Raw genomic sequence first — 17,716 nt, forward strand, 5'->3', positions numbered from 1 at the left:
GCGAACAGTCTCATCGTTACAAGGGACAGATATTTAAGCGGTTATCCGTTTTGATATCTGTTAAAGTGAGCTGAATTTCAGCTAATGAAGGTGGCACCACGGGTTTCTCGTCCTTTTTAAGACGGGAAGCCCTTTTTGTTTTAAAAAACTTTATCACTTTAAATCGTTAAACAAGAGGAGTAGATTGATTTTTATCCGTTCCAGAGAGCCGGGGCAGGTGGAAACCCGGTACGGAAAATCAATCGAATGGACTTGCGAGAGGCTTCTTGAATCCAGTAGGGAAGCACGGATTTCCGCCGTTAAAAGGATAGGGTATCGACTTTATTCTGTACCCGAAAGAGGGAGCAGCTTTATGCTCTAAAAAGAGGTGGCACCACGGTCATGAGATACGTCCTCTATACACACAATTTCTGTGTTGTATAGGGGACTTTTTTATTTTCCACATAAGAACTGGAGGAATTAGAACGTGAAAACGAAAACGAATGAGCCATATATAATCGAACAGCTTGAGGGTGATACTCTAACGCCTATTTTGATTTATCAGAGAATGATCGGGAAAAAGAAGTTCCTTTTCGAAAGCTCGTTAAAGCATGAAAAATCAGGAAGATATTCATTCATTGGCGCAGATCCAGTGATGGAGCTTAAAGGCGAGGGCAGCCTTACAACAGTCATAACAAATGAAAGTAAAAAAGTTTACACAGAAAAACCTCTTGATGTCCTAAAAAAGCTTATGCCGGAAGATAAAAGATCCGGGCTTGAGCGATTTCCATTTTGCGGAGGGGCTGTTGGCTATGCAGGCTATGATGTTATTCGAGAGTACGAAGATATCGGAAATATTCCCAAAGATGAATTAAATGTTCCGGATGTCCACCTGATGTTTTTTGAAGAGGTAGCTGTATTTGATCATCTGGAGCAAAAAGTTTACCTTGTCGCAATGCCTCTTACAGAAAAAACGGATTTATTCCATCTCCGTGAAAAAGTAGCGAAAAGGAAAACAGAAATCCAAAGCGGAAAACGCCAATTGAAATCAACTCAGGCACACCTAACCGCTTTTAAAGCCTCTATTTCAAAAGAAGGCTTTGTTGAAAAAGTTAAAAAAGCGAAAGCATATATCGAAGAAGGCGACATTTTTCAAGTAGTGCTGTCACAGAGGCTGAAAGCTGAAATGACAGGTGATCCTTTCTCCTTCTATCGGAAATTAAGAGTGCAAAACCCTTCACCATATATGTACTATCTTGATTTTGAAGATTATGCTGTAGCGGGGGCTTCACCTGAAAGCCTGATAAAATCAACAGGAGATAAGGTGATTACGAATCCAATTGCAGGTACAAGGCCAAGAGGGAAAACAGAAGAGGAAGATCGCAAACTTGAAAAAAGCCTGACTGAAGATGAAAAGGAGTTGGCTGAACACCGCATGCTTTTGGATCTTGGACGAAATGACCTCGGACGTGTATGCGAGTTCGGTTCAGTCAAAATTGAAAAAAACATGGCAATCGAAAGATATAAGCATGTCATGCACCTCGTTTCAGAAGTTGGAGGCAAGCTTAAACAGCCAAACTCAGCGGTTGATGCATTAATCGCCTGCTTACCTGCCGGAACGGTTTCCGGAGCACCGAAAATCAGGGCGATGGAAATCATCAATGAACTCGAAACAGTGAAAAGAGGGATCTATTCAGGAGCAGTCGGCTATTTTTCCGGCAATGGCAATATGGATTTTGCCCTTGCCATCAGAACCATGATGATAAAAGATGGCAATGCCTACATTCAGGCTGGTGCAGGCATTGTTCATGACTCAGTGCCTGAAAAAGAATATGAAGAAACAATTCATAAACTAAAAGCATTTTTGGAGGTTAAACATGATTCTGCTGATTGATAATTATGATTCCTTTACTTATAACCTGTATCAATATTTAGGAGAGCTTGGAGAAGACATTGAAGTTGTACGCAATGACCGGATTACTGTGGGACAAATAGAAAAATTGAACCCAGAAGCCATTGTCCTCTCCCCTGGTCCAGGCAGGCCGGAGCAAGCAGGTGTCATTGTAGAAGTTATTCGTCATTTCTATCAAAAGCTGCCAATCCTCGGAATTTGCCTTGGCCATCAGGCAATTGGCTATGCTTTTGGAGCCAAAATTGAAAAAGCAAGAAAAATTATGCATGGGAAGATTTCAAAGCTGAAGCATAATGGCTCGGAATTGTTTCAATATATGCCTCAGCCGATCAGCACCATGCGATATCATTCTTTAATCATTCAATCCGGTACCTTGCCGGGCAGTTTTAAAGTTTTAGCCAGGTCAATGGATGACAATGAAATCATGGCCATCAAGCATGAAAAATTTCCGCTATATGGCCTGCAATTCCACCCGGAGTCTGTAGGCACAGATCTCGGCAAGGAAATATTGGAAAATTTTTTACAAACAATCGGGAGGGAATCGAAACATGAAAACAATACTTCAGCGGTTATCTGATAGAGAATCATTAACAGAGGCGGAAATGAAGGAAGCTATGGACAATTTATTCAGAAGTGATGTAACGGACAGTGAAATTGCCGCTTTTATGGTCAGTTTGAAAACGAAAGGGGAAACAGTCGAGGAGATTGCAGGAATTGTTAGGGCGATGCGAGATAAATCCCTTACGTTTAGCAAGAAGATTCCTAATGTTTTGGATAATTGCGGTACTGGTGGAGATGGCTCAAGCAGTTTTAATATTAGCTCCACCTCCGCATTTGTGATTGCGGGAGCGGGAATTCCGGTTGCAAAGCACGGCAATAGAAGTATCTCCAGCAAAACAGGAAGTGCTGATGTCCTAGAGCATTTGGGCATTAATCTAAATCATCCGCCTGAACGTACAGAAGAAATTCTCGGGGAAATCGGAATAGCTTTCCTGTTTGCCCCCCACGTTCACCCGAATATCAAGAGAATCCTGAAGGTACGCAAGGATTTACGGATTCCTACAACATTTAATTTAATTGGACCATTAACCAATCCAGTAGAGCTTGAAAATCAGCTGTTGGGTATATACCGCAGAGACTACACGATGATGTTTGCAGAAGTATTGAAAACTTTGGGCAGAAAAAGGGCCGTCGTGTTGAATGGAGCTGGATATATGGATGAAGCTTCCCTGCAGGGAGAAAATCACCTTGCTATTCTGAATAATGGGGAGATCATTGAAAAAATTCTTCACCCCGAAGAGGTCGGTCTCCCGGTATACAGCAATGATGCGATCAGAGGCGGAGATTCCGGGGAAAATGCAGAAATACTTTTGAATGTTCTTAAAGGAGAAAAAGGGGCAAAGAGAGATACGGTACTGCTCAATGCGGGAATTGGAATCTTTGCTGGCGGCAAAGCTGACACCATCCAAATTGGAATTGACCTGGCTAGGGAAAGCATTGACTCGGGAGCTGCTTTAGATAAGCTCCAGCAATTAATTAAAACAAGCAAAAGCTTACAAAAAGAGGTGATTTAAATGGGGACCATTTTAGATAAGATTTTAGCTGAAAAAAGGAACGATATAAGGAATTTGAAGAAGGAAAATGAAGCTTGGAATTTACATGCAAAATATGAAAAACGATCATTTATCGCTAGGCTTGAGTCTGGACATGAACTTGCTGTCATTGCTGAATTCAAACGGGCTTCACCCTCAAAAGGTGATATAAATATTTTACGGAAACCTGAGGAACAGGCACTGTATTATAAAACCTTTGGTGCTGATGCGATTTCAGTTTTAACTGACAACGCTTTTTTCAAGGGGAGCTTTTCAGACTTAACCATGGTCAGAAATACTGTCGATTTGCCTATTCTTTGCAAGGATTTTATTCTTGATGAAATCCAAATTATGAAAGCAAAGGCAGCAGGTGCGAATCTTATTTTGCTGATTGTTGCTGCTATGGATGCAGGAAGACTGAAAGAACTTTATCACTTTGCTCTGCAACAGGGTCTCGAAGTGCTAATGGAGATCCATGATGAACAAGAATTGGAAATTGCACTGGAAGTCGGAGCAAAAATCATCGGAGTAAATAATCGAAATCTAAAAACCTTTGAAGTGAATTTAGAGGTAACGGAAAAATTAGCGCCGGCCATTAAAAAGGCGGGCAGGTACCTGATCAGCGAAAGCGGAATCAAGACAGGGGAAGATGTACAGCGCGTTATTGCGTCAGGGGCTAACGGTATACTTGTCGGAGAAGCATTTATGACATCAGATAATTTAGAAGGTCTGCTAACGGCCATGAAGCTTCCCTTGGAAGGGGCTGTGAAACAATGAAAGTGAAAATATGCGGAATTAAGGACATCACAACAGCTTTGTCGGCAATTGAAAGCGGAGCCGATGCTTTAGGTTTTGTTTTCGCAGAAAGTAAACGAAAAATAGATCCTGAAACAGCTGGAGAAATTATCAGACAGCTTCCCGCAGATATCTTAAAAGTTGGTGTATTTGTAAATGAAACAAAAGAGAAAATAGAGAAAATTGCTGAAGTTTCAGGAATAAATACGATCCAGCTGCATGGGGATGAACCAACTGAATTTTGCAGCAGCTTTTCAATTCCTGTTATTAAAGCTTTGAGTGTCAGCTCAGCAGAAGATTTATTCAGGATGGATGAATACTCTTGTGATTTTTTCCTGCTTGATAGCCCAAAGGGAAAGTATCGTGGCGGAAATGGCATTTCATTCGATTGGAGTGTTCTTGCCGATAGTCAATTTTTAGATAAAAAAATCATCCTCGCTGGAGGGCTGAATCCCGAAAATGTGGCTGAAGGGATTAAAGCGGCTAATCCATATATGGTAGATGTGAGCAGCGGGGTAGAAACTGAAGGAAAAAAAGACCTTGGTAAAATAAAAAGATTTATAGAGAAAGCAAAAAGCACGGAGAAGGAGGAAGTAAAATGACAGCGACTTATACACTGCCCGATGAACGGGGCCACTTTGGAGATTATGGTGGCAGATATGTACCCGAAACCTTAATGCAGGCCATTCTTGAATTGGAAAAGGAATATAAAAAGGCACGGGAAGATGAGATCTTCCAGGCGGAACTTCAAGCTTTATTAAGGGATTATGTCGGCCGCCAAACACCTTTATATTATGCTGATAACCTCACAAAATACGCAGGCGGTGCGAAAATCTATCTTAAGAGGGAAGATTTAAACCATACGGGTGCGCATAAAATCAACAACTCATTGGGCCAGGCCCTTTTAGCGGCTAGAATGGGCAAAAAGAAAATTGTGGCTGAAACAGGTGCAGGGCAGCATGGAGTGGCTACGGCAACGGCTTGTGCTCTTCTGAATCTCGAATGTACCATTTTCATGGGCGAAGAGGATATCCGGAGGCAGCAGCTGAATGTATTCAGAATGGAGCTCTTGGGAGCCAAAGTAGTAGGAGTTAAATCGGGAAGCGCTACTTTAAAAGATGCAGTAAACGAAGCTCTACGCTACTGGGTTACAAACGTGGAGGATACCCATTATATTCTTGGGTCTGTCATGGGTCCGCATCCTTTTCCAATGCTTGTCCGCGATTTCCAAAGTGTGATCGGAAATGAAACGAGGCAGCAGTATCTTGAGAAGGAAGGGAAGCTGCCAGATACCGTAGTGGCGTGCATTGGCGGAGGGAGCAATTCGATGGGAATGTTTTATCCTTTTATAAAAGATGAAAGTGTCCGCCTAATTGGTGTGGAAGCAGCGGGCTTGGGAACGGATACAGACAAACATGCCGCATCATTAACAAAGGGATCTCCAGGTGTTCTTCATGGAGCGCTTATGTATTTGCTGCAGAATGAGCATGGTCAGATTCAGGAAGCTCATTCCATTTCTGCTGGGCTTGATTATCCAGGCGTAGGTCCTGAACATAGCTACTTAAAAGATAGCGGAAGAGCGCAATATGAATCGATAACGGATGATGAAGCGATGGAAGCATTAATGCTATTATGCAAACTTGAAGGCATTATACCTGCACTGGAAAGCTCTCATGCAGTTGCATATGCTTTAAAGCTGGCACCTCAAATGAAAAAAAGCGAGGGACTTGTAATCTGCTTGTCTGGCAGAGGAGACAAAGATGTAGAGACAGTAAGAACTAGATTAGGAGGGGAAGGGAAATGAACCGGATTGAAAAAGTATTCCAAAATCTAAAAGAAAGCAATGAAAAAGCATTTGTACCCTATATTATGGCTGGTGATGGCGGATTGGACACGCTGGCTGAAAAAATTACATTCCTGGAAAATGCGGGGGCAACGGCGATCGAGATTGGAATTCCATTTTCCGATCCGGTCGCCGATGGCCCAGTTATTCAGCAAGCAGGGATTAGGGCTCTGCAATCTGGCACAACACTTAGAGAAGTATTGGCAAAAATAAGGGAAATTCGCCCCATCGTCCACATTCCGCTGATTTTCATGACATATATGAATCCGATAATGGCTTATGGGATTGGGAATTTTATTGCTGATGCTTCAAAATCGGGTGTGGATGGCTTGATTCTGCCGGATCTTCCTGCTGAGGAAGAAGGTATCATAGCGACAATTGCAGAGAGGGCCGGCATTGAGATTGTCCGGCTAGTTACTTTAACAAGTCCGCTAGAACGAATCCAGGAAATTGCTAATAAAGGAAAAGGCTTTTTATATGCAGTGACGGTTAATGGGATTACAGGTGCCAGAAAAGGATTTAATGAAGAGCTAGGCAAGCACTTGCAAAATGTTAAGAATGTCAGCCCAATACCTGTTCTGGCTGGATTCGGCATTTCAGAACCTTCTCATGTTGAAGAAATGATTCAGCACTGTGATGGGGTAATAGTCGGAAGCAAAATCATCGAACTGTTTGAAAGCGGAAAGCTGGATGAAATTGAGACTTTAATAGCTGCATCAAAACCTGAAAGTATTAAACTGTAAAGTGAAAAGCTTTCTCCTTGATGGAGGGAGCTTTTTATTTTAATATCAGAATTTATATCTTATTGAACTTAGATAACGTTCTAGTGTAAGCAGCCTGCCGGACCGCATGCGGAAATCAGTGCCTGGCAACATAGACTTTATTTGAAAGAAGCCCATTTTTAAAAAAATTCACAGGAAAGGTTGACATGCATAGTGAATACATTATAATTACAAGTAATCCGAGTAAATTAATAAGGTTTATAGGAATAGGTGATTTTTTATGTTCATTCAGATAAATGAAGTTAATAAACAGTATAACGATAAAGAAAATCAGCCTGTAGACGTGCTTAAAGAAATTAACCTATCAATTGATAAAGGGCAATTTGTATCAATATTAGGTCCATCTGGATGCGGTAAGTCCACGCTTCTTTCAATTGTTGCAGGACTGACCAAGACAACTTCAGGCCAGATTCTTATCGATGGGAAAACCATAAGCAAACCTGGAAAAGACAGGGGAATGGTTTTCCAGCAGGCAGCCTTATTCCCTTGGTTAACCGTAATGGAAAATGTTACATTTCCTCTGAAAAAAGAGATGAAAAAGAAGGTTGCAGAAACATCCGCACTGAAGTACTTGCAAATGGTTCAGCTAGGAAAATACTTATCTCACTATCCGCATGAACTTTCTGGGGGAATGCAGCAGCGTGTGGCAATTGCAAGAGCCCTGGCGATGAATCCCGAGACCCTTTTAATGGATGAACCATTTGGAGCACTGGATGAGCAGACTCGTTCCCGTTTGCATCTGCAGCTCGAAAATATCTGGATGGAGACAAAGAAAACGATTTTGTTCGTTACTCATAGTATTTCTGAATCTATTAAGCTATCAGACAGGATCATTGTAATGGGAACCAAACCAGGCACCATCCTGCAGGATATCACCGTAGATATACCACGACCGCGGGAAGAGTACAAGAAGGAAATCCTTGAGATTGAAGATCATATCATGAGCTATCTTAAAAAGGAGATCGACAAAGTCGTAAGTGAGGAGCTCGAATATGCAAACAGCCATTAAACGAATGATCTTCTTTGCAGCCATTATTGCTTTTTGGGAATTAGGTTCCCGAATGGAGCTTTGGCATCCGCTTATTTTTCCTTCATTATCGAGTGTTTTCAGTGCATTGGCTGAAGGACTTCAGGATAAAACGCTCATTTATGATTTAATTGCGAGCTTTAAGCGGCTTGCAGTCGGATTAGCCATCAGCCTAGTGATTGGAACTTTAATCGGCATCCTGCTCGGGAAGTCAAAAACAGCTGATGATACACTCGGTGCTGTCATCCTTGCGCTCCAAAGCGTACCTAGCATTGTTTGGCTTCCAATCGCCATTATGTGGTTTGGGTTAAATGAAAAAGCCGTTATCTTCGTAACCATTCTTGGCGGGACATTTGTAATGGCACTGAACATGCGTACAGGAATTAAGAATGTTTCTCCATTATATATAAAGGCAGCACAAACGATGGGGGCAAATGGAATTGATCTTTTCATTAGGGTAATTTTCCCCGCGTCTATCCCGTATGTTGTTACGGGATCACGTCTGGCATGGGCCTTTGCCTGGCGTGCGTTAATGGCCGGAGAACTTTTAAGCACAGGCCCAGGCCTTGGATACACATTAAGATATGCTTCAGATTTCGGAAGAATGGATATCGTAATCGGTGTCATGATTATCATTGGTGCAATCGGCATGATAGTCGATCAATTGATTTTCCAGCGTATTGAAAAATCAGTCATTAAAAAATGGGGACTTGAGTCTTAATTCAGGAGGGTTAAATATGAAAAAGGCATTGGTATGGATTGCATTATTCATTACATTTGCAGGGCTGCTTGCAGGCTGCGGTACATCTGAAAAAAGCAGCGGAGGCGAAGATAAGATTGTCATTGGCTATTTTCCGAATATCAACCATGTTCCAGCGATGATTGCGAAAGACCAAGGATATTTTGAAAAACAGCTTGGCGATGGAAGTAAAGTGGAATACAAGACGTTCGCAGAAGGTGGTTCATTCATGACTGCCCTGAAAACAGGCGACATTGATGCAGGTCTTGTGGGACCTGGTCCAGCGATGAATAACTTCTCAACAGGAGCAGATGTAAAAATCATTGCAGGTGCTTCTACTGGCGGTACCGTTGTCCTTGCCAGAGAGGGAGTTGACATCAACTCTCTTAAGGATTTTGAAGGGAAAACTTTTATTACCCCTGGTGTGGGCTGCACACATGACGTTCAATATGAAACATATTTAGAAGAAGCAGGCGTAACTTCTGCACGCATTGGCGGTACGATGAAGCACTTAACAGGCAATCCTGCGCAGTATGCAAGCATGCTAAAGACTGGAAAAGTTGATATTGCAGTTGCACCAGAACCATGGGCTGCAGTTATTGAACAGGAAACAAATGCTGAAGTTGTAATTGGCTGGGATGAAGTATCGTTCGGTGAAACGCTCCCGGCATCAGTGCTTGTAGCAACGGGCGATGCTGTGAAAAATAGTCCGGAAAAAGTTCAAAAAATTGTTGATGCCCATAAGGATGCAGTGAAATTCATCGAAGAAAACCCGGAAGAAGCAAAAGCGATCACCATTAAAGATATTAAGGAAGTAACCGGCCAAGAGCTTGAGAAAGAAGTAGTAGACCGGGCGTGGGATAGAATCGGATTCACATATGATGTTGATTCTGAAACAATCCAGGCATTTGCGGATTCCTCCTACACTTTAAAATTCCTAAAGGATAAACCTGAATTCAGCGAGCTTATTGCGAAGAACTTTATACAGTAAGATATTTTGACCGGAGCCTGGTTGGGTTCCGGTTTTATGTTTGTTAGCTGGGAAATGGTTCTTTCGGAGGTGGAGGAGCGAGCCGCGGCTGTAGAGCACTATAATAAAAGCATGGGAATTTTATTATCCCCACGCTTTTTTGTTTATTTTATTCCTGTTACACAAACAGTTAATACTGGCCGAGCCGTTTTGTAAGAAACAGAAATGGAATGGAATCCGGCTGCTTCCATATCTGCTTTAATGACCTGCCCGAGATTTTTGCTGATGGTATCATTTGCTCCCTTTTCCCGCGGTTGAACAGTTATTACAATTCTGCCGTTGTTATCAAGCATTCCATATAAATACTGAAGCGATTCCCTCGGTTTGGTCCAGAGAGGGTAGTTATTGACGGAAAAGATTTTATTATATTTTTTTTCAGGGAAGAAATCAAAAATATCTTTCACGAATAATCTGACTTTCCCTTGCTGGATGCAATCGCCGTTCAACTTTGCGGCTGCAGTTCTCATATCTTCAGAAACGTCCACTCCATCAGCTTCAACTTGGCGGTAATTGTCCATGATGTACCGGATGCTGTATCCTGGACCGAATCCAACTTCTAAAATAGTGTCTCTGCGTTTGATTTTCAGTTTACCTACAGTCCATCTATTGATCTTACGGTTCTTAAAATACATGATTTTTCCCGCTAGCTTTCCTAGTATTCCTTCAGGCTTTTCAAATTGTTTTGCAAATATATCTAACATGTCTCTCACCTCGTTGCATAATACTAATATTTAGTCATTTTTGCCGGCTTTTAAACCTCTTTTTGAAAAGTAGGTTTGCGGATAAATTTTTTATGAACAGGAGAAGGTACTAATATGAAAAAGGATTGGAGGAAGTCCGGTGATTTATGGTGAGGAACAATACCGCAATGATTTAAACCGATATATTAGCAGCATAGATGAGCAGCTTCATTCACTTTCCAAAACGCTTGAGGACTTCAACTGCTGTATTTTATCCGACTTTGAAAAATTGCAAAAAATGGTAACTGAAGCGCAAAATATTGCTTCAACCTATTATTTGCAGTCTTATTTATCTCCCTATACAAAGGTATATTCAAGCTTATCGCTGGCTGCACAGCATTTGTCCGAAAAAAGGCATGGAGGCCTCGTTGTCGTAGAAAGAAGGCAGCCGCTTGAAGACTATTTGCATAATGGAACGCCAATCGGTGCCAAAGTCAGCCATACCTTGCTGGAAACTATCTTTTATCCAGGAAACCCTCTCCATGATGGCGGAACTCTTATAAAAGAAGATATGATTATCTCAGCAGGCAATATATTGCCTCTTGCAAGGAAAAGCATAGAAGGGAAAAAGCTTGGAACCAGGCATAGAGCAGCATTGGGAATCACAGAAAAATCGGACGCAGTTGTCATTGTAGTATCTGAGGAAACAGGCCGAATTTCATTTGCGGTTGAAGGGCAGCTGTATACAGTGAGAACTTAAAAATCCCCCACGAACGGGGGATTTCATTTTTTAATTTATTTTTTATTAACTTGTCTTCCGCTCTTCTTCTGGCTTTGTGATTTATTATTGCCAATCTGAAATTCGCTTCCTAGTTCAATATCATTCCTTTTATCCTGTTTTTCAATCTGTTCTCTTGTTTGGTTAGAATTTTGTCTGCCTTGTTTTGTCATATAAGTTCCTCCTTAAATAAAGTACACAACAGTTTTAATATGCTCCAGTCTGTAAAATAGATTTATGTTATTACAAAATTGTAAAACGATAAAAATTTAACTTGCATGAAATCAATTTTTGAATTATCGTTATGGTATTTCAAACCTAAAACTAAAATGAAATCGGTGAGGCAAATGAAATGGATTAAGGAGAAAATTAATTCCTTAACACCAACACAGCTAATCGTATCCTTTTATATTGTTGCAGTTACAGTATCTGTTATTTTATTAAGTTTGCCCGTTGCGCATAAACCGGGCACACCGTGGTCCTTTACAGATGCGCTCTTTACTGCAGTCAGTGCTATAAGCGTAACCGGGTTATCAGTTGTATCAACTGTCGATACATTTAGTACAACAGGCATTTTCTTTTTGATGTTTATCCTCCAATTTGGGGGAATTGGGATTATGACACTGGGTACTTTCTTATGGCTTGTCGCCAGAAAAAGAATCGGCCTTAAGGAAAGGCGCCTGATCATGATTGACCAGAACCAGACAACCTTTGCCGGACTTGTTGTCCTTGTAAAGCACATTTTGCTTTTAATCCTTACCATTGAATTGATAGGTGCTATCATTCTGGGGTTTTACTTCTTGAACTATTACCCAACTTGGCAGGAAGCTTTTCTGCAAGGTGCCTTTGCGTCAGTTAGTGCGACAACCAATGCAGGCTTTGATATAACCGGCTCTTCACTAGTTCCGTTTGCCAATGACTATTATGTGCAATTGATTAATATCTTATTGCTGACACTTGGTGCGATTGGGTTTCCTGTGCTAATTGAAGTTAAGGATTTCTTGTTTAAAAGAGAGCCGTTTTTCCGTTTTACACTTTATACAAAGTTAACGACACTTACATTTTTCTTTTTAATGGGTCTTGGCACGATCTTAATCCTTTTATTGGAGTTTAACCGCTTTTTTATGGGCAAAGAATGGCATGAGGCTTTTTTCTATGCATTTTTCCAGTCTTCTACAACGCGTAATGGCGGTTTGGCTACAATGGATGTTTCGCTGTTTTCAGAGCCCACTTTACTGGTGATCAGCTTTCTAATGTTTATCGGCGCTTCACCAAGCTCCGTTGGCGGGGGAGTCAGGACCACTACCTTTGCTTTGAATATGCTTAAAATTTATCATTTTGCAAAGGGGAAGAAGACAATTAAAATTTTCAAAAGGGAGATACATGAAGAGGACGTAAATAAATCTGTTGTTGTAACAATGATGGCAGTAGGCCTGTGTTTTGCTGCAGTTATTCTCTTATCCATCTCTGAAAAATTTTCGCTTATGGAAATCATCTTTGAAGTTTGTTCTGCCTTTGGCACCACAGGGTTGTCGATGGGAATTACACCGGAATTAAGTACTTTCGGAAAGTATGTTATTATCGCTCTGATGTTTATTGGGAGAATCGGAATTCTGTCGTTCTTGTTTATTATTAATAAGAATGAACAATACGACGATAAGTATCATTATCCAAAAGAAAGGATTATCGTTGGTTAAAGAGAAAGGTGATGAATATGTGCGGGCGATTTACCCTGACTGAAACAATTAATAACCTGCAGAGGGTGTTTGAATTTGAATATTTTGGAGGGGAAATTGTACCAAGATATAATATTGCACCGAGCCAGAATATATTGACAGTTATGAACAACGGCAAACAGCGTATTGGCAGGCAGATGAAGTGGGGGCTAGTCCCTTTTTGGGCCAAGGATGAAAAAATTGGCTATAAAATGATCAATGCCAGAGCAGAAGGCATTGATTCCAAACCTAGTTTTAAAACACCTTTTAAAAGAAAGAGGTGCCTAATCCTGGCTGACGGTTTTTATGAATGGAAGAAGACAGAAGAAGGGAAGCAGCCTTACAGATTTATACTGAAGAATGAAAAGCCATTTGCCTTTGCAGGCGTATGGGATACTTGGAATAATGGTGATCATTCTTTAATGAGCTGCACGATTATAACAACTGAGCCTAACGAAGTTACAGAGGAAGTCCATGATCGGATGCCGGTTATACTAAATGAAGGTGATTATAATGATTGGCTTAACCCCAATTTCACGGATGTCGAATACCTGAAATCATTGCTCGTACCATTTTCTGCTGATAAAATGGATATGTATCCAGTCTCAATCAAGGTCAACTCTCCCAAAAACGAGTTGGCTGAATTAATCTCTCCGCTTAATAGTTTTTAAAGGAAAAGTACGTCCCAAGCGTCCTTTTTCTTATCCTCTGTTCACAAACATCGGTAAATCTGTGTGTCCCATTTCACGGACATAAACAAATAGATTCCCTTTATGATGAATTTCATGATCCATGGCAATCTGAAGAAGCTGGCTTCCTGTAAGCTCCATTCCGAATATCCGGATCATATCAATCCTATTTTCCAATTCTTCATTTGTCAGGAAAGAAATCAGTTCTTTAGTCTTATCTGTGTAAATAGCTGCAGCCTCCGAAAGATTCTGCGGAATATATTCAGCCTTTTCTCCAAATACAGCTGCGTTGCCGTCTTTTACTGTCTTTGCAAACATATAAAAAGAAGTAAGCATATGTGTAACAAGCTTGCCTACAGGCATACTTGTTTCAGTAGGTTTGTAATCAAAGTTTTTCCTTTCAATTTTACTGATAAGGTCGTTGGTTACGCTTCGGTGCGATAAAAAATAATTTAAGAACTTTTGTGTTCTTTCCATTATAATCCCTCCTAAAATGAATACTTCGTTTACTCTTTTCCATATCATTCCCGGAAAATCCTGCCACAGTTTTTTTCTATGTGAAATTTTTCTCTTTGCCAAGTCAAGTCTTAAGAATAATTTTATTCAGCACATTATTTGGCAGGAAATTTACAATGTCTGTGGAATAAATTAACAAGGATATTAATTAAAAGAATCTCTGCAAAAACAGACACAGCGTTCAAAAAAGGGGGGAGATTCAAACATGGGAAAAAAGAAAAAGAAAAGCCATTTGCCATTTAGGGTGAATTTATTATTTTTTACAGTTTTTATTCTTTTTTCATTGCTTATTTTAAGGCTTGGGGTCGTTCAAATCGTCAATGGAGAGACATATAAAAAGGAGGTTGAACGAACGGAGGACGTTATCATCGCCAATCCAGTTCCAAGGGGGAGAATGCTGGACAGAGATCATCAAGTGATTGTCGATAATTTCCCAAAGAGTGCAATAACATACACGAACCGGAATGCTAAGCAAGAAGAAATGCTGGAGGTGGCAGAGCTGCTGGCTTTGCTGATTCAAAAAAATGATGACAAAGTAAGGGAACGCGATAAAAAGGATTTTTGGATTATGAAAAATCCTGAAACAGTAAAACAAAAAATCACCGAAAAGGAATGGGATCTTTTTAATAATAAAAAACTCATAGATAAAGAAATCTATGAGATGCAGCTTGAGAGAATTACAGAAGAAGATCTTAATCGCTTGAGTGAGCACGATCTTGAAGTACTCGCAATCTATAGGGAGTTTACAAGCGGCTATGCCATGACTCCGCAAATAGTTAAAAATGAAAAGGTAACTCCAGAAGAATATGCAGCGGTAAGCGAAAACCTTCAATATTTGCCAGGAGTCAATACGACAACTGACTGGGACCGCACCTATGCGTTTGGCAATACACTTCAGACTGTTCTCGGGAAAATTACAGATTCTAACGAAGGACTGCCGAGTGAAAAGCTGGATTACTTTCTGACTAGAGATTACAGCAGAAATGAACGGGTTGGAAAAAGTTATCTTGAAATGCAATATGAGGATGTCCTTCATGGACAAAAGTCAAAAGAAAGGCTAATTACGCAAAAAGGTGAAATACTTGGAAGCGAAATGATATCGGAAGGCCAAAGGGGTAAAGATCTTATACTTACCATTGATATGGATCTCCAGCAGGCAGTGGAAAAAGTATTAGAGGAAGAAATTTGGGCAGCAAAACGGACTGGCGGAACCTACCTAATGGATCGAGCCTTTGTCGTGCTGATGGATCCCCACACAGGCGAAGTCCTTACGATGGCAGGAAAGATGATCGGTAAAGATCGTGGAGGCAAAACGGTTCTTCAGGATTATGCGCTTGGAACAATTGCTTCCTCTTATAATGTTGGCTCCTCCGTAAAGGGAGCAACGGTACTAACGGGCTATAAAACAGGTGCCATTACACCAGGAACCACTTTTTTGGATGCCCCTATGAAAATCGCAGGAACTCCGCAGGTAAAGAAATCCTGGTTTAATTTTCAGGCTATAATGAATGATACAAGAGCTTTGCGTATTTCTTCCAATGTTTATATGTTTAAAACAGCTGTGGAAATTGCGGATGCAAGATATGCTTATGACCAGCCGCTAGGATTTAAAAATCCTAGAGCCTTTGAAGATATGAGAGAGTCATTTGGCCAATTCGGGTTAGGAGTCAGAACAGGAATTGACCTGCCAAATGAATCAATCGGCTATGAGGGGCCGCTGCGCTTGCCGGGTTTTTTATTGGACCTTGCAATTGGCCAGTATGATACCTATACGCCGATGCAAATGGCACAATATATTTCTACTATTGCTAATGGCGGGTACCGAATCCAGCCGCGGCTTGTAAAAGAAATTCGGGAGCCTTCCATAGAACAAAATGAGCTGGGGCCAGTTTGGAAAGATATTCAGCCTAAGGTTCTAAATACAATCGGCGTATCGGAAAGAGAGCTTAACACTGTGAAAGAAGGATTAAGGCAGGTTATGCAGCATCCGGAAGGAACTGCTTATCGAAGATTTGCAGATGCACCTTATTCTCCTGCTGGCAAAACGGGCACAGCGGAGGCTTTTTATGATGGCCCGCTTAGGAAAACAGGTGATCCTTTGATTGATGTCATGAATTTAAGCCTGGTTGCCTATGCACCGCATAACAATCCTGAAATTGCCATGTCAGTCATCGTTCCATGGGCATATCAGGGAAGAAGCGGGCACACAGCAAACTATGAAATTGGCAGAAGGGTTTTGGACATCTATTTTGAATTAAAAAAGCAGCGTTTGTCCGGTGAAGAAAACGAGCAGCAAGCAGATGAATCAGAAGAAAATGATGAAGCAGATGAGTCCTAGTTACAGAGATATCCTATATTGCAGGATGTCTCTGTAATGGAATAAAAGGAAAAACCATGGAAATGAATGAAGTTAGAGAAAAATGGACGGTCAAATAAATTTTGTATAAATAGAATAAACTGGATACAATTTGATTCCCTGCCTATACAGGTTCTATCATTTCTGAAAAAGCAGACTATCCATCAATTGCGCTGCCAGCAGGTCATCCACGCAGCCATCGCTTTATTTACACAAAAAAAAGCCCTTCCTTATTGGGAGTGGCTTTTCTTATACTTGAATTTATTCTTTGCATCCCTTAGTTTCTCTTTAATTGAAAACTGTCTTTCACTCGTTTCAAAAACTTTTCGGTTAACAAGGAATTGAATCGTTTCTTCTAAAATAGCCAAAATAATAATAGGGATGGAGATTACCAGAATCCAAAACCACATACTTCTGCTCCTTTCTTCCGTCAGCATACTATACATGTATATTCATAACTTCAAAAGGAATGAGCCGATTAAAAAATTCGGCCTTCACTGGAGTTGAACAGTTTAATAAAGTGCCTCTCCGATTAACTGGATATCTGCAAGGAGAATTAGTCTTATCTTCTCATCCCTGCATTTATAATAGTCATTGAACAGACGTCCAATTTCCTTAATAAATGTCAAATACTCTGTTTCCTTAATCATTTATCAAGCTCCCGTTCTAGTTGTTATTTTACATTTAACCTATTTTTAGCAACATAAACAACTTATTGGGAAAAAATTATGAACTTGGGTTTTTTATGGAAAAAAGGGATATGACCACTTTGGATAAAATTTACAAAAGGGAAACTTAAGCGGGAGGGATTCGTGAATGAGGCAACGACTTCTTAGAGTTGGAACAGCCTACATACCTGTAACAGATGTAAATAACTCATTAGCATGGTATCTAGAAAAACTCGGAGTGTTGAAAGCTATAAAGATGACAAGGGGAAAATGGCTATTATCAATATGGCAAGCCAAAGTTTCTTTATGGTTAAGTGTGCAAAAAATCAAAGCATGAACTTTTTGATTCAGACGGGATAAAACGTTTTTCACTTACTTTTGAAGTTGATGGATTAAGGGAGTTGGAGGCACTTCATGAAGAGCTTATCAATAAAGGTGTAAAAGCGGGGGATATTGAGGATCGAGGACACCCTGGCCGCAATTTTCTTTTTTCTGATCCGGACGGAAATCTCTTTGATGTGTGGAGTGAATTAAGCCCCAGCTTTAAAAAGAGACAATTAACAAATAAAGTGGCAGAGCAGGCTGAATCTGGGCCTGCTCTTTCCATTTAATTAA

The 17,716-nt window shown here is 40.6% G+C and carries 19 protein-coding genes, 1 pseudogene and 2 other annotated features (1 of these 22 only partly in view); of the genes and pseudogenes, 15 read left to right on the top strand and 5 right to left on the bottom strand.

All coding sequences use genetic code 11. The features are described 5' to 3' along the window. Positions 1 to 118 (top strand) — a binding site (T-box leader) (it extends 136 nt beyond the left edge of the window). A gap of 39 nt (positions 119 to 157) precedes the next feature. Next, positions 158 to 399 (top strand) — a binding site (T-box leader). Between the two features lie 67 nt (positions 400 to 466). From trpE to NCCP133_RS08170, 10 genes are all read left to right on the top strand, one after another. Next, positions 467 to 1,873, top strand: coding sequence for an anthranilate synthase component I (gene trpE / locus NCCP133_RS08125; protein ID WP_264804431.1), 1,407 nt, complete (start codon positions 467 to 469; stop codon positions 1,871 to 1,873). After that, a complete protein-coding gene (locus NCCP133_RS08130) occupies positions 1,857 to 2,468 on the top strand; it encodes an anthranilate synthase component II (protein WP_264804432.1) in 612 nt (203 codons plus the stop codon). The genes trpE and NCCP133_RS08130 overlap by 17 nt, the downstream gene beginning before the upstream one ends. Further along, complete coding sequence (trpD, locus tag NCCP133_RS08135) at positions 2,440 to 3,465, top strand: anthranilate phosphoribosyltransferase (RefSeq protein WP_264804433.1); 1,026 nt, start codon at positions 2,440 to 2,442, stop codon at positions 3,463 to 3,465. Before NCCP133_RS08130 ends, trpD begins: the two co-directional genes overlap by 29 nt. Then, positions 3,466 to 4,260, top strand: a complete 795-nt coding sequence (gene trpC, locus NCCP133_RS08140; protein WP_264804434.1) for an indole-3-glycerol phosphate synthase TrpC — start codon at positions 3,466 to 3,468, stop codon at positions 4,258 to 4,260. It begins immediately after the preceding gene. Next, the gene (locus NCCP133_RS08145; RefSeq protein WP_264804435.1) at positions 4,257 to 4,880 is read left to right on the top strand and encodes a phosphoribosylanthranilate isomerase; all 624 of its coding nucleotides are present in this window, start codon (positions 4,257 to 4,259) and stop codon (positions 4,878 to 4,880) included. The genes trpC and NCCP133_RS08145 overlap by 4 nt, the downstream gene beginning before the upstream one ends. Next, a complete protein-coding gene (gene trpB / locus NCCP133_RS08150; RefSeq protein WP_264804436.1) occupies positions 4,877 to 6,082 on the top strand; it encodes a tryptophan synthase subunit beta in 1,206 nt (401 codons plus the stop codon). The genes NCCP133_RS08145 and trpB overlap by 4 nt, the downstream gene beginning before the upstream one ends. Continuing rightward, positions 6,079 to 6,864 carry a tryptophan synthase subunit alpha gene (trpA, locus tag NCCP133_RS08155; RefSeq protein WP_264804437.1) on the top strand — a complete coding sequence of 262 codons (786 nt, stop codon included), beginning with the start codon at positions 6,079 to 6,081 and terminating at the stop codon, positions 6,862 to 6,864. The genes trpB and trpA overlap by 4 nt, the downstream gene beginning before the upstream one ends. Positions 6,865 to 7,123: 259 nt before the next feature. Then, the gene (locus NCCP133_RS08160; RefSeq protein ID WP_264804438.1) at positions 7,124 to 7,912 is read left to right on the top strand and encodes an ABC transporter ATP-binding protein; all 789 of its coding nucleotides are present in this window, start codon (positions 7,124 to 7,126) and stop codon (positions 7,910 to 7,912) included. Continuing rightward, positions 7,896 to 8,651, top strand: coding sequence for an ABC transporter permease (locus NCCP133_RS08165; protein ID WP_264804439.1), 756 nt, complete (start codon positions 7,896 to 7,898; stop codon positions 8,649 to 8,651). Before NCCP133_RS08160 ends, NCCP133_RS08165 begins: the two co-directional genes overlap by 17 nt. Before the next feature lie 16 nt (positions 8,652 to 8,667). Continuing rightward, positions 8,668 to 9,660: an aliphatic sulfonate ABC transporter substrate-binding protein gene (locus NCCP133_RS08170; RefSeq protein ID WP_264804440.1), complete on the top strand. Its 993-nt coding sequence runs from the start codon at positions 8,668 to 8,670 to the stop codon at positions 9,658 to 9,660. A 143-nt stretch (positions 9,661 to 9,803) separates the two neighbouring features. Here the strand turns inward: NCCP133_RS08170 and NCCP133_RS08175 are convergent, their stop codons facing one another. Further along, complete coding sequence (locus NCCP133_RS08175) at positions 9,804 to 10,400, bottom strand: class I SAM-dependent methyltransferase (protein WP_264804441.1); 597 nt, start codon at positions 10,398 to 10,400, stop codon at positions 9,804 to 9,806. 139 nt (positions 10,401 to 10,539) lie between these two features. Here NCCP133_RS08175 and cdaS point away from each other — a divergent pair, with 139 nt between their 5' ends. Beyond that, positions 10,540 to 11,139 carry a sporulation-specific diadenylate cyclase CdaS gene (gene cdaS / locus NCCP133_RS08180; RefSeq protein WP_264804442.1) on the top strand — a complete coding sequence of 200 codons (600 nt, stop codon included), beginning with the start codon at positions 10,540 to 10,542 and terminating at the stop codon, positions 11,137 to 11,139. 35 nt (positions 11,140 to 11,174) lie between these two features. Here the strand turns inward: cdaS and NCCP133_RS08185 are convergent, their stop codons facing one another. Continuing rightward, complete coding sequence (locus NCCP133_RS08185) at positions 11,175 to 11,330, bottom strand: hypothetical protein (RefSeq protein WP_264804443.1); 156 nt, start codon at positions 11,328 to 11,330, stop codon at positions 11,175 to 11,177. 174 nt (positions 11,331 to 11,504) lie between these two features. Here NCCP133_RS08185 and NCCP133_RS08190 point away from each other — a divergent pair, with 174 nt between their 5' ends. Together NCCP133_RS08190 and NCCP133_RS08195 are read left to right on the top strand one after the other, a co-directional pair. After that, entirely contained in the window at positions 11,505 to 12,854 is a 1,350-nt protein-coding gene (locus NCCP133_RS08190) for a TrkH family potassium uptake protein (protein WP_264804444.1), read from the top strand. A gap of 17 nt (positions 12,855 to 12,871) precedes the next feature. Beyond that, positions 12,872 to 13,543: an SOS response-associated peptidase gene (locus tag NCCP133_RS08195; RefSeq protein ID WP_264804600.1), complete on the top strand. Its 672-nt coding sequence runs from the start codon at positions 12,872 to 12,874 to the stop codon at positions 13,541 to 13,543. Between the two features lie 30 nt (positions 13,544 to 13,573). Here NCCP133_RS08195 and NCCP133_RS08200 read toward each other — a convergent pair whose 3' ends face one another. Beyond that, positions 13,574 to 14,038, bottom strand: a complete 465-nt coding sequence (locus NCCP133_RS08200) for a DinB family protein (protein WP_264804445.1) — start codon at positions 14,036 to 14,038, stop codon at positions 13,574 to 13,576. Positions 14,039 to 14,282: 244 nt separating this feature from the next. On the opposite strand from NCCP133_RS08200, the gene NCCP133_RS08205 reads away from it, so the two are divergent. Next, positions 14,283 to 16,415 carry a peptidoglycan D,D-transpeptidase FtsI family protein gene (locus NCCP133_RS08205; RefSeq protein WP_264804446.1) on the top strand — a complete coding sequence of 711 codons (2,133 nt, stop codon included), beginning with the start codon at positions 14,283 to 14,285 and terminating at the stop codon, positions 16,413 to 16,415. A 248-nt stretch (positions 16,416 to 16,663) separates the two neighbouring features. Here the strand turns inward: NCCP133_RS08205 and NCCP133_RS08210 are convergent, their stop codons facing one another. Together NCCP133_RS08210 and NCCP133_RS08215 are read right to left on the bottom strand one after the other, a co-directional pair. Further along, positions 16,664 to 16,843, bottom strand: a complete 180-nt coding sequence (locus NCCP133_RS08210; RefSeq protein ID WP_264804447.1) for a hypothetical protein — start codon at positions 16,841 to 16,843, stop codon at positions 16,664 to 16,666. A gap of 102 nt (positions 16,844 to 16,945) precedes the next feature. Next, positions 16,946 to 17,083, bottom strand: a complete 138-nt coding sequence (locus tag NCCP133_RS08215; protein ID WP_264804448.1) for a hypothetical protein — start codon at positions 17,081 to 17,083, stop codon at positions 16,946 to 16,948. 166 nt (positions 17,084 to 17,249) lie between these two features. Here NCCP133_RS08215 and NCCP133_RS08220 point away from each other — a divergent pair. Next, positions 17,250 to 17,712, top strand: a pseudogene (locus NCCP133_RS08220) (VOC family protein). Positions 17,713 to 17,716: the final 4 nt, after the last annotated feature.

Origin of the sequence: Cytobacillus sp. NCCP-133 (assembly GCF_026011715.1) — a bacterium.
In the GTDB taxonomy this organism is placed as follows: Bacteria; Bacillota; Bacilli; order Bacillales; family Cytobacillaceae; genus Cytobacillus.

Bases quoted from the DNA above. Each gene is read 5' to 3' on its own strand.
- NCCP133_RS08175 (WP_264804441.1), bottom strand. From the start codon at position 10,400: ATGTTAGATATATTTGCAAAACAATTTGAAAAGCCTGAAGGAATACTA.
- NCCP133_RS08130 (WP_264804432.1), top strand. From the start codon at position 1,857: ATGATTCTGCTGATTGATAATTATGATTCCTTTACTTATAACCTGTAT.
- NCCP133_RS08145 (WP_264804435.1), top strand. From the start codon at position 4,257: ATGAAAGTGAAAATATGCGGAATTAAGGACATCACAACAGCTTTGTCG.
- NCCP133_RS08205 (WP_264804446.1), top strand. From the start codon at position 14,283: ATGGGAAAAAAGAAAAAGAAAAGCCATTTGCCATTTAGGGTGAATTTA.
- NCCP133_RS08165 (WP_264804439.1), top strand. From the start codon at position 7,896: ATGCAAACAGCCATTAAACGAATGATCTTCTTTGCAGCCATTATTGCT.
- NCCP133_RS08190 (WP_264804444.1), top strand. From the start codon at position 11,505: ATGAAATGGATTAAGGAGAAAATTAATTCCTTAACACCAACACAGCTA.
- trpA (WP_264804437.1), top strand. From the start codon at position 6,079: ATGAACCGGATTGAAAAAGTATTCCAAAATCTAAAAGAAAGCAATGAA.
- NCCP133_RS08170 (WP_264804440.1), top strand. From the start codon at position 8,668: ATGAAAAAGGCATTGGTATGGATTGCATTATTCATTACATTTGCAGGG.
- trpC (WP_264804434.1), top strand. From the start codon at position 3,466: ATGGGGACCATTTTAGATAAGATTTTAGCTGAAAAAAGGAACGATATA.
- trpD (WP_264804433.1), top strand. From the start codon at position 2,440: ATGAAAACAATACTTCAGCGGTTATCTGATAGAGAATCATTAACAGAG.
- trpB (WP_264804436.1), top strand. From the start codon at position 4,877: ATGACAGCGACTTATACACTGCCCGATGAACGGGGCCACTTTGGAGAT.
- NCCP133_RS08215 (WP_264804448.1), bottom strand. From the start codon at position 17,083: ATGATTAAGGAAACAGAGTATTTGACATTTATTAAGGAAATTGGACGT.
- NCCP133_RS08160 (WP_264804438.1), top strand. From the start codon at position 7,124: ATGTTCATTCAGATAAATGAAGTTAATAAACAGTATAACGATAAAGAA.
- NCCP133_RS08195 (WP_264804600.1), top strand. From the start codon at position 12,872: ATGTGCGGGCGATTTACCCTGACTGAAACAATTAATAACCTGCAGAGG.
- NCCP133_RS08200 (WP_264804445.1), bottom strand. From the start codon at position 14,038: ATGGAAAGAACACAAAAGTTCTTAAATTATTTTTTATCGCACCGAAGC.
- NCCP133_RS08185 (WP_264804443.1), bottom strand. From the start codon at position 11,330: ATGACAAAACAAGGCAGACAAAATTCTAACCAAACAAGAGAACAGATT.
- NCCP133_RS08210 (WP_264804447.1), bottom strand. From the start codon at position 16,843: ATGTGGTTTTGGATTCTGGTAATCTCCATCCCTATTATTATTTTGGCT.